The organism is Candidatus Dormiibacterota bacterium (assembly GCA_036495095.1).
Lineage (GTDB): Bacteria > Chloroflexota > Dormibacteria > Aeolococcales > Aeolococcaceae > CF-96.
On the sequence record DASXNK010000186.1, the window covers coordinates 1 to 8,408 of the forward strand.

At 72.6% G+C, this 8,408-nt stretch carries 11 protein-coding genes; 6 read left to right on the plus strand and 5 right to left on the minus strand.

Annotated elements, in window-relative coordinates; all coding sequences use genetic code 11:
- A partial coding sequence (locus tag VGL20_18290; protein HEY2705636.1) for a hypothetical protein occupies window positions 1-294 on the plus strand: 294 nt, incomplete at its 5' end.
- A 14-nt stretch (window positions 295-308) separates the two neighbouring features.
- Here VGL20_18290 and VGL20_18295 read toward each other — a convergent pair.
- The 4 genes from VGL20_18295 to VGL20_18310 form a co-directional block, all read right to left on the minus strand.
- Window positions 309-1,223 (minus strand): NAD(P)-dependent oxidoreductase, encoded by a 915-nt coding sequence (locus VGL20_18295; protein HEY2705637.1) that lies wholly within the window; start codon window positions 1,221-1,223, stop codon window positions 309-311.
- A 147-nt stretch (window positions 1,224-1,370) separates the two neighbouring features.
- Window positions 1,371-2,126 (minus strand): MBL fold metallo-hydrolase, encoded by a 756-nt coding sequence (locus tag VGL20_18300; protein HEY2705638.1) that lies wholly within the window; start codon window positions 2,124-2,126, stop codon window positions 1,371-1,373.
- Between the two features lie 92 nt (window positions 2,127-2,218).
- Entirely contained in the window at window positions 2,219-2,878 is a 660-nt protein-coding gene (locus VGL20_18305; protein ID HEY2705639.1) for a DsbA family protein, read from the minus strand.
- 51 nt (window positions 2,879-2,929) lie between these two features.
- Window positions 2,930-3,313: a hypothetical protein gene (locus VGL20_18310; GenBank protein HEY2705640.1), complete on the minus strand. Its 384-nt coding sequence runs from the start codon at window positions 3,311-3,313 to the stop codon at window positions 2,930-2,932.
- A 158-nt stretch (window positions 3,314-3,471) separates the two neighbouring features.
- Here VGL20_18310 and VGL20_18315 point away from each other — a divergent pair, with 158 nt between their 5' ends.
- Complete coding sequence (locus VGL20_18315) at window positions 3,472-3,666, plus strand: hypothetical protein (protein ID HEY2705641.1); 195 nt, start codon at window positions 3,472-3,474, stop codon at window positions 3,664-3,666.
- Between the two features lie 130 nt (window positions 3,667-3,796).
- Window positions 3,797-4,402 carry a VOC family protein gene (locus VGL20_18320; protein HEY2705642.1) on the plus strand — a complete coding sequence of 202 codons (606 nt, stop codon included), beginning with the start codon at window positions 3,797-3,799 and terminating at the stop codon, window positions 4,400-4,402.
- Between the two features lies 1 nt (window position 4,403).
- Here the strand turns inward: VGL20_18320 and VGL20_18325 are convergent, their stop codons facing one another.
- On the minus strand, window positions 4,404-4,742 hold the full coding sequence (locus VGL20_18325; protein ID HEY2705643.1) for a spore germination protein GerW family protein: 339 nt from the start codon (window positions 4,740-4,742) through the stop codon (window positions 4,404-4,406).
- A 96-nt stretch (window positions 4,743-4,838) separates the two neighbouring features.
- On the opposite strand from VGL20_18325, the gene VGL20_18330 reads away from it, so the two are divergent.
- The 3 genes from VGL20_18330 to VGL20_18340 form a co-directional block, all read left to right on the plus strand.
- Window positions 4,839-5,987, plus strand: coding sequence for an adenylate cyclase regulatory domain-containing protein (locus VGL20_18330; protein HEY2705644.1), 1,149 nt, complete (start codon window positions 4,839-4,841; stop codon window positions 5,985-5,987).
- A gap of 96 nt (window positions 5,988-6,083) precedes the next feature.
- Window positions 6,084-7,142: a hypothetical protein gene (locus VGL20_18335; GenBank protein ID HEY2705645.1), complete on the plus strand. Its 1,059-nt coding sequence runs from the start codon at window positions 6,084-6,086 to the stop codon at window positions 7,140-7,142.
- 171 nt (window positions 7,143-7,313) lie between these two features.
- A partial coding sequence (locus VGL20_18340) for a GGDEF domain-containing protein (GenBank protein ID HEY2705646.1) occupies window positions 7,314-8,408 on the plus strand: 1,095 nt, incomplete at its 3' end.

Consider the following 8,408-nt stretch of genomic DNA (forward strand, 5'->3'; position numbering starts at 1 on the left):
GCGATCGCCCGGCAGGTGCGCCGGCGCACGGTTCAGGTGGTGGTGTTTCGACCCAGCGCCACCAGTGCGAAGATCCAGATGATCGCGAGCGCGAGCTGGGCGGCGGCGGGCGCCGTCATCGCCTCGGCGCCCGGGCGTCGACGTGACGTGGCATGGGCGGTTCTCCTCCCGGTGCGCAACTTCTCACAGGAGCCGGTGTCCGGTGCGGATTCGGTGGACACGATAGGGGGCGATCGGGTTCGGCCGTATGCAGGAAACCGAGAATTTCCCGCAGCCCCGATTGCAACTTCCTGAGAGACGCGCGGGTGTCAGTGCGACCGGCGAGCCACCCGCCTCGCGGAGCCTTCCCGTCCGAGCAGCGAGCGTGCCGCGGCTCCCCGGCGCCGTGCGCGACAGCCCGAGATCACCGGAGGGGTGTCGAGGTGGGCGATGTCCGCCGCGGTCTCGGCGACGAGCTCCCGGACCAGTGCGGTGACGGGCGCCAGGGCCCGCGACCGGTGGAACGTGTCGAGCGCCAGGTCGAGGTCCTTGCGGAGGTCGCGGGCGGCGAAGAGCGTGAGCTCGTGCCAGCGGTCGACGAACCCGGTCCGGCGCATCTCGAGCCACGGCACCTGGCGGGCGAGCACCCAGAAGACGTCCCTGGGGTCGAGGTTCGCTGCCTCGCCGGCGGTCTGCAGCTCGGCAGCGGACATGATCACCGCCGCGACCATGCTGCTGGCCACCAGCTTGAGGCGCGCTCCGCTGCCCAGCGGGCCGACGTGGCGCACCTCGCCGAGCAGCCGGAGCAGGGGTCGGACGTGCTCGACGTCGGCGGGCGCGCCCCCGGCGAGGATCGTGGCCCCTCCGCGGAGCACCACCGCCGGAGCACCGAGGATGGGCGCGTCGATCAGGGTCGAGCCGGTCGCTGCGAAGCGCGCCTCGAACTCCGCCAACAGGTCGGGTCCCGACGTGCTCATCTCGACGAAAACCTGCCCGCGGGCGGCGGCGAGCGCGCCCGCGGGACCGCCATAGGCGGCGCGCACGGCGTCGGCGCCGGTCAGGCTGGTGATGACGACCCCGGCGTCGCGCACCGCGTCGGCAGGTGTGGCGACGACAGATCCGACACCCACCCGCTCCGCGCGAGCTCTGGTCCGGTTCCAGAGGACGGGCACGAGGCCGGCCCCGGCGAGGCGACGGGCGAGGGCGGACCCCATCCGTCCGGTGCCGAGAATGGCGACCTCCATGGCGGTGGACGACCTCGGGGTGGGGATGGACATATCTCGATATCAAACTACTCCATGTTGTAGCACTTTGTCAAGAAGCTTGATATCGAACTACCAACCGCCCGCCGATCCACCCCGGGTCACGGTTGGGATCCTCGCGCCGGCCGGTCAGTGCAGGGGCAGTGGCTGCCCCGAGCCTGAGGCGGAGCGCTCCTCGTAGATGCCGGCGAGGGCGCGCAGCAGCGCCGGGCAGTCACCGCTGAACGACGAACCGTGCATCACCGCGAGCGTGCGTGGCGCGAGGTCCGCGAGCTGCCGGTAGGTCGGTGCGATCGCGGGGCCGAGAGACGTCTGCCGGAACATGTCCTCGGCCTGGACGGCAGCCTCGAGGAGGTCGCCGTCGGTGACCGCCGGTCCGTCGCCGATCTGGGTGCACAGATCGCCGCAGAAGAGCGTGCCGGTCTCCTGCTCGAAGAGCACGTGCGACTCCCAGTTGTGGGGCACGTGGGGCGTCGACACCTCGAGCACCCGGCGCTGCAGAGCCGCGCCGCCGAGCTCGAGCACCTCGCCGTCGGCGAGCGGGCGCGGTGGCCGGTCGCAGTGGTCGTTCAGCGAGAGCATGCAGCCGAGGGCGCCATGGGTCACCTCGGCGTGCGGTGCCACCGCGAGGAAGTCGTTGACGGAGCCGCACTCGTCCGCCTCGAGGTGGGCGAACGCGATCCAGCGCAGCCGCTCCACCGGCATGATCCGCTCGACGGCCTCGCGCACCAGCGGGAACAGCGCCCGCATCCCCGTGTGATAGAGCAACGGCTCCTCGGCGTCGACCAGGAACTGGTTGAAGGTGAAGCCGCCGGGCGCGACCTCGGCGATGCAGGTCGAGATCCTGTAGATCCGGTCGGCGATCTGGTCGACGCGTGTCTCCATTGCGCTCCTCCCTGGGACCCTGCTCACCGGCATCTTCTCACAGCTCTGTAATGTGGGCTTCGCACAGCGGGCGCCTCACGCCCCCGCGCGGGCTACCGGGTGTCGGGTGAGCCGACCCTCTGACGCGACGGGACCACGGTCTCGGGCCGTGGGGGCGGGGTCATGTCGATGCCCTCGCGGCCGCGCTTGAGCTCCCAGAACGTGCCCAGCCGCACCAGGGTGCGCCAGGCGTCGAAGAGCTCGAGCGCCTCCTCGCCGGTGGGCACGGGAGCCACCACCGGCCCGAAGTAGACGCTGCCGTCGATCCCGACCAGCGGCGTCCCGACGTCCTCGCCGGTCCGGCTCAGCGCCTCCGACATCGAGGCCCGGATGGCGTCGTCGAGACTCTCGTCGTCGAGCGCGGCGGCGACCGACGGGTCGGCGCCGAGGGCGCCGAGGACGGCGGCGACGTCGATGTCCTGGGCGTCGACGCCGTCGTGGTGGATCTGGGTTCCGACCTCGGTGTAGAAGCGCTCGATCAGGTCGCTCCTCCCCTCCGCACGAAGCCGCTCGGCCACGCGGAGCATGCGGTGCGTCGCCACCACCGGGGCGCGGTACTGCTCGGGGACGTTCTCGGCGCCGCCGTTCTTCTCCAGCAGGCTGATGCTGCGCCAGCGGATGGTCAGGTTGCGGAGGGGGGCGACACCGAGCAGCCAGCGCGAGGTGCGCCAGCAGAAGGGGCAGGCGGGATCGAACCAGAAGTCGATGTCCATGACTCGATTGTGACCCACCGGTCCGGTTTGCCGTCCGCACGCCGCCGCGGTCTACGGGCGGAGCGGCGGGCGGCGCAGGGCGGCGAGCTGCCGGTCGATCTCGGCGTCGAGCGCCTGCTGGTGCGCGGAGTCGCCGAGGGTGTCGATCCGACCCCGGGCCTTGGTGCGGGCGGCGTCGTGGGACGCCGAGCGGGCGCGGGCCTGGCGGTGGCGGAGCTCGGCGGCCTCACCCTCGGCGTCGGTGGCGGCCTGGGTCGCGTTCTCGACCACGAGCGGCCTGGCGGTCTCGGTGTGATGGCGCGCCTCGGCGTCGGCCTTCTCGCGCTCGGCGTATCGACCTCCGCGCCATCCACACGTGCTGCACGTCGCGCGGTGTGAGGCGCCGGGGATGAACCCGCCGGTGCTGGCGGTCACGGTCACGGTGTGTCCGGTCATGTGGCTCCTACCCCAGCGCGGCGCCGTGCGTGAGCGAGGAGATCCTGTCTCCGGGGCGAGCCTAACATATCCGTAATGTTGTGACCCGAAGGGTTCGGTGGGGTAGCCTGTCCGCTCCATGAGCCGCACCGCGCGGGTCACCCAAGGTGAGGGAAGGCATGGCGAACGAGGAGCTCGACGACACCACCGCCGCCCTGATCGGACACGCGCTGGTGCGCTATCTGGTCGACGACGATCCCGCCGGCATCGCGCGGTACATCCCGGACCTCGACCCCACCGTCGTGGATGACGCCAAGGCGGCACGCATCGGGCACACGATGGTCGACCTGCTGCGGAACTTCAGCCTCGTCTGAGTGATCCATCCGGCGCCCGGCGCCCGTATCAGTGGACGCCCCCCCGGAGCCCTGGGCGCCGCGCCCAGGGCTCCACTCCCTCCTCGAAGGGCGTAGGCTGGAGATCGAGTCGGGCTTCGGAGGGACGTCCATGGCGATCAGCGACGGGAGCACCAGGACCGCCGCGGCGGCCATCCAGGACATGCCGCGGCCGCCCTGGCACGGGGTCAACCACCTCGCACTGGTCACCCCGGACATGGACGCGACCGTCCGCTTCTACCACGGGGTCCTCGGGATGCGGCTGGTCGCCACCCTGATGGCGGGGCCGATGCGTCACTACTTCTTCGAGATCGCCCCGGGCAACTGCGTGGCCTTCTTCGAGTGGCAGGGGGCGGACACCTTCTGCAAGCCCGCGGGCTGGCGTGTGGAGCAGCCGCTCCAGCTCGACCACCTCTCCTTCAACCTCCCCGACCACGAGGCGCTGCTCGACCTGCACGCCCGCCTCGAGGAGGCCGGCGTCGAGGTGACCGAGGAGATCGACCACGGCTTCATCCACTCGATCTACTTCACCTATCCCAACGGCATCGCCCTCGAGGCCAGCTACTGGCTCGAGGACGCGACCGCGAAGCCCGAGAGCGACCGCAGCTCCTTCAGCGATCCCGACCCGGTGGCCGCGGTGCGCGAGCTCCAGGCCGCCGGACGGCTCGACTGGATGCCCGCCACCGACCTGGTGCCCCAACCGCGCGGGGTCGCCTGACCTAGCGTCCGGCCAGCCGGCGGACGGCGCTCCGCGCCACCAGCAGGGCGACGATGGCGACCAGCTGGCCGCCGAGGGCGATGCGGGTGACGTCGACCGCCGGCCGCCAGCTCACCTCGCCGTCGCGGATCACGTAGACGCCGACCGGGCGGGCCTCCAGCCCGAAGCCGCCGCCGCTGCCGCTCCCCTCGGTCGGGTTGCCACCGCCGCCGCCTCCGCCGCCCCCTGCCACCCGCGCGACCGGGACGACGAGGACGCCGTCGCGCTCGTACGGCTCGCCGAACACCTGGCGGACGGTCAGGGTGTCGCGCACCCTGTCGAGGATCTCCTCCGGGCGCATGGATCTCCCTCCGCTGCCTGGATCCGGGTCCCGAGGGTACCGCTCCCGTCCCGCCCCCGGGCCGGGCTCCGGCCCGCTTCGCGGACAATCGGAGCGATGACCGAACCGCGCGGCCGCGGCCCCGGGCGGCCGGCGCTCCGGCTCGCCAACGACGATCCCCTGCTCGCCGGCGCCGTGACCGAGGCGGAGCGGCGGGCCCGGCGGCGGCTGCTGCGCGCGCTCCTCGACGAGGGCGTGCCCCGGGAGGAGCTGCTCGGCGCCGTCGAGGCCGACCGGCTCTCGCTGCTGCTCACCGACCTCACCCTGCGGGGCGGCCGCAGCTACAGCGACGCCACCCTGGAGCGGCGCGCCGGGCTGACCCGGGAGCAGCTCGACGACCACCGCCGCGCCGCCGGGCTGTCGCCGGTGCAGGAGATCACCTCGGCCGACCTGGCGGCCGCCTCCGCGCTCGGCCGGCTGCTCGCCGCCGGGGTGGCCCCCGAGGACATCGTCGAGGTCTCCCGGGTGGCCGGCCAGGGGGTCTCGAGCATCGCGCGGGCGATCACCCGGGTGGCGTCCCGGCTCCTGGTGCGCGCCGGCGACAGCGAGCTCGACGTCAGCCGCCGATACGCCCAGGCGGCGGAGGTCTTCTTCCCCCTGGTCACCGCCCTCGGCGTCTACCAGTTCCGCGGCCACCTGCGCGAGGCGCTGCAGCAGGAGGCGGTGGGCCGGGCCGAGCGCGAGACCGGCGGGGTGCGCGGGGCGCGGGACGTCTGCGTCGCCTTCGCCGACCTGGTCGGCTTCACCCGGCTGGGCAACCGCGTCCACGCCGACGAGATCGGCCGCGTCGCCGGCCGGCTGGTGACCCTCTCCTACGAGCTGGTCCATCCGCCGGTCGCGATCGTCAAGACCATCGGCGACGCGGTGATGCTGGTCTCCCCCGAGCCGGTGCCCATGGTCGAGGCGCTGCTGCGGCTCGTCGACACCGTGGACGCCGAGGGCTCGGACTTCCCCCAGCTCCGCGCCGGGATCGCCTGCGGCCCCGCCGTCGAGGTCGGCGCCGACTGGTACGGGCACGCGGTGAACCTGGCCAGCCGGCTCACCGCCGCCGCCCGGCCCGGCTGCGTGGTGGGCACCCCGGAGGTGCGGGCGGCGACCGCGGACCAGTTCCGCTGGTCGCGCGCCCTCCCCCGCCACCTCAGGGGGGTGCGCGGAGCCGTGTTCACCGCCCGGGTGCGGGCCCGCCCGGCGCCGGACGCCGGCTGAGCCCCGCTCCGGGGCTCACCGCCGACCGCACCGGCATACACTGGCGTGAGGCGCGACCCGCCCATCGGACGGCGGTGCGGGTGCTCGGGAGGGAGCATGGCGACGGTCACCGGCGAGCGATCGACGGCTCTCCGCCCCGCGGCGGCGGGCCCCGCCGCAGGCGCCACGGCGGCCACCGGGGCCGCCGACTGGACCGTGGCCGCCCTCGGCTGCTGGGTGGTCGGCGGGGGCTACCTCGACGTCTGGGCGCACTCCAACCTGCGCCTCGCCGACACCTTCCTCACCCCCTGGCATGCCGTGCTCTACTCGGGGATGCTCGCCACCGCCGGGTATCTGCTCGTGCTCCGCCGCAGCCGTCTCGCCCGCGGCCTCGGCTGGGACCGGGCCAGCGGCTACGGGCTCTCCCTCACCGGTTGCGGGCTCTTCGCGCTGTCGGGCGCCGCCGACGGGGCGTGGCACACCGTCTTCGGGATCGAGACCGGCGTCAACGGCCTGATCAGCCCGCCCCACGTCCTCCTCACCCTCAGCACCGGCCTGATCGTCAGCGGGCCACTGCGGGTCGCCTGGCGCTCCGAACGGGGCCACGCCTCCTGGCCGGCGGTGATCTCGGCGGCGCTGCTGCTCAGCGTGCTCACCTACCTCACCCAGTTCGACCACCCGCTCAGCAACCTCTGGGCGGCGGGCGACGCCCCGCCCGCCGTGCTCGGGGTGCGCCCCCGCGAGATCCAGCTCGGGATCCTCGGCGTCCTGCTCCAGACCGGCCTGCTCGCCGGGCTGGTGCTGCTGCTCGTCGCCCACCTGAGGCTGCCCCGGGGATCGCTCCTCGTGATCCTCGGGATCAACGGCTTCCTGATCACCGCGGTCGACCACATCGGGGTGCTCGCCCTCCTCGCCGTGGCGATGGGCGCGCTCGGCGAGGTGCTCCTGGGAGTGCTGCGGGTGGAACCCGGGCGGCGCGGCCGGCTGCGCCTCTTCGCGGCGACCTGGACGGCGGGTCTCTACATCCTCTACTTCCTCGAGCTGCAGGCCTGGCGGGGGGTGTGGTGGCCCACCCACGTCTGGACCGGGACGATCCTGCTTGCGGCCGTGGAGGGCTGGCTGATCAGCTACCTGGTGGCCCCCACGCCGCGACCGGGGATCTCCGAGGGTCCCTGAGGTCGCAGATGTGCACCGAATGGCTGTTCCCGGACGTTTCTCACTTAAGATGCCGATTACGCCGTGCGATCATGCCGGCGCCGGGCCAGGCGGTGGTTCGGTCCGTGCCTCCGTCCCGGGGCCGGGGGCATGGGCAGGGTCAGGGCATTGGGGGCCGGAGTGAGCCTCGGCATGGATACCCCGGCGGGAGCGGCGAACGCGACCAAGGAGTGGCTGAAGACTCAGCACGCCATTGCGGTCGGCCGCTGGATCGCGGTCGCCGTCGGCTTCGGCCTGGCCTTCGCGATCCAGGCCAATCTCAAGGAGAACCAACCCGCCCCCATCTCGCGCCCGGGACTGGTGGCGATGACCATCGTCCTCGCCGCCTACAACGCGGTTGCGTTCTTCGGCCTGGAACGGATTTGCGGCCGCTCCAAGGTTCTGGCGGAGCGCGTGGTGGGAGCCTTCATCGTCGGCGACTTCCTCATCTGCGCCGGGTGGGTGCTGCTGCTCAGCAACAACCACTTCAATACGGGCTTTGCGCTCTTCTGCGTCATCGCCATCGAGGTCGCGGTCAACTATCCGCAGAGCTGGCGGATCGCGGCCCTGTTCCTGACGGGGTACGCGGGCACCCTCATCGCCTCGCGACTCATCGGCCAGTTCCACGGCGAGCCGATCATCTTCCACATTCACTGGGATGAGATCGGATTCCGTCTCTTCGTCGTCGTCACGGTGTCCTTCCTCACCACCGCGATCACCCGCGAGCGCGAGAAGCTGCGCCAGCTCGCCGAGGCGCGTTCGGTCACCGATGCGCTCACCGGGCTGGGCAATCGCCGGGCGCTCGACACCCGCCTCGCCGAGGAGGTCGTCCGCGCCGAGCGCATCGGCTACCCGCTCACCGTGCTCCTCGCCGACGTCGACAACTTCAAGACCTACAACGACACCTACGGGCACCGCTTCGGCGACGAGATCCTCCGGGTGATCGGCCGGGTGCTCCAGACCCAGGGTCTGCGCCAGGGCTCGGACCACGCCTACCGCTACGGCGGCGAGGAGTTCCTGGTGCTCCTCCCCGGCACCGGCGGCAGCGACGCGCTCGAGGTCGCCGAGCGGCTGCGCGAGGCGATCCGGTCCGAGACCGCCACGATCCGGCTGCCCCAGGGCCCGGTGCCGGTCACGGTGAGCGTGGGGCTCGCCGTCTATCCCACCGACGCCGCCACCGCCGACGAGGTGGTGCAGCGCGCCGACTCCGCCCTCTACAAGGCCAAGGAGAAGCGCGACCGCGCGGTC

Bases quoted from the DNA above. Each gene is read 5' to 3' on its own strand.
- VGL20_18295 (HEY2705637.1), bottom strand. From the start codon at position 1,223: ATGGAGGTCGCCATTCTCGGCACCGGACGGATGGGGTCCGCCCTCGCC.
- VGL20_18300 (HEY2705638.1), bottom strand. From the start codon at position 2,126: ATGGAGACACGCGTCGACCAGATCGCCGACCGGATCTACAGGATCTCG.
- VGL20_18305 (HEY2705639.1), bottom strand. From the start codon at position 2,878: ATGGACATCGACTTCTGGTTCGATCCCGCCTGCCCCTTCTGCTGGCGC.
- VGL20_18310 (HEY2705640.1), bottom strand. From the start codon at position 3,313: ATGACCGGACACACCGTGACCGTGACCGCCAGCACCGGCGGGTTCATC.
- VGL20_18315 (HEY2705641.1), top strand. From the start codon at position 3,472: ATGGCGAACGAGGAGCTCGACGACACCACCGCCGCCCTGATCGGACAC.
- VGL20_18320 (HEY2705642.1), top strand. From the start codon at position 3,797: ATGGCGATCAGCGACGGGAGCACCAGGACCGCCGCGGCGGCCATCCAG.
- VGL20_18325 (HEY2705643.1), bottom strand. From the start codon at position 4,742: ATGCGCCCGGAGGAGATCCTCGACAGGGTGCGCGACACCCTGACCGTC.
- VGL20_18330 (HEY2705644.1), top strand. From the start codon at position 4,839: ATGACCGAACCGCGCGGCCGCGGCCCCGGGCGGCCGGCGCTCCGGCTC.
- VGL20_18335 (HEY2705645.1), top strand. From the start codon at position 6,084: ATGGCGACGGTCACCGGCGAGCGATCGACGGCTCTCCGCCCCGCGGCG.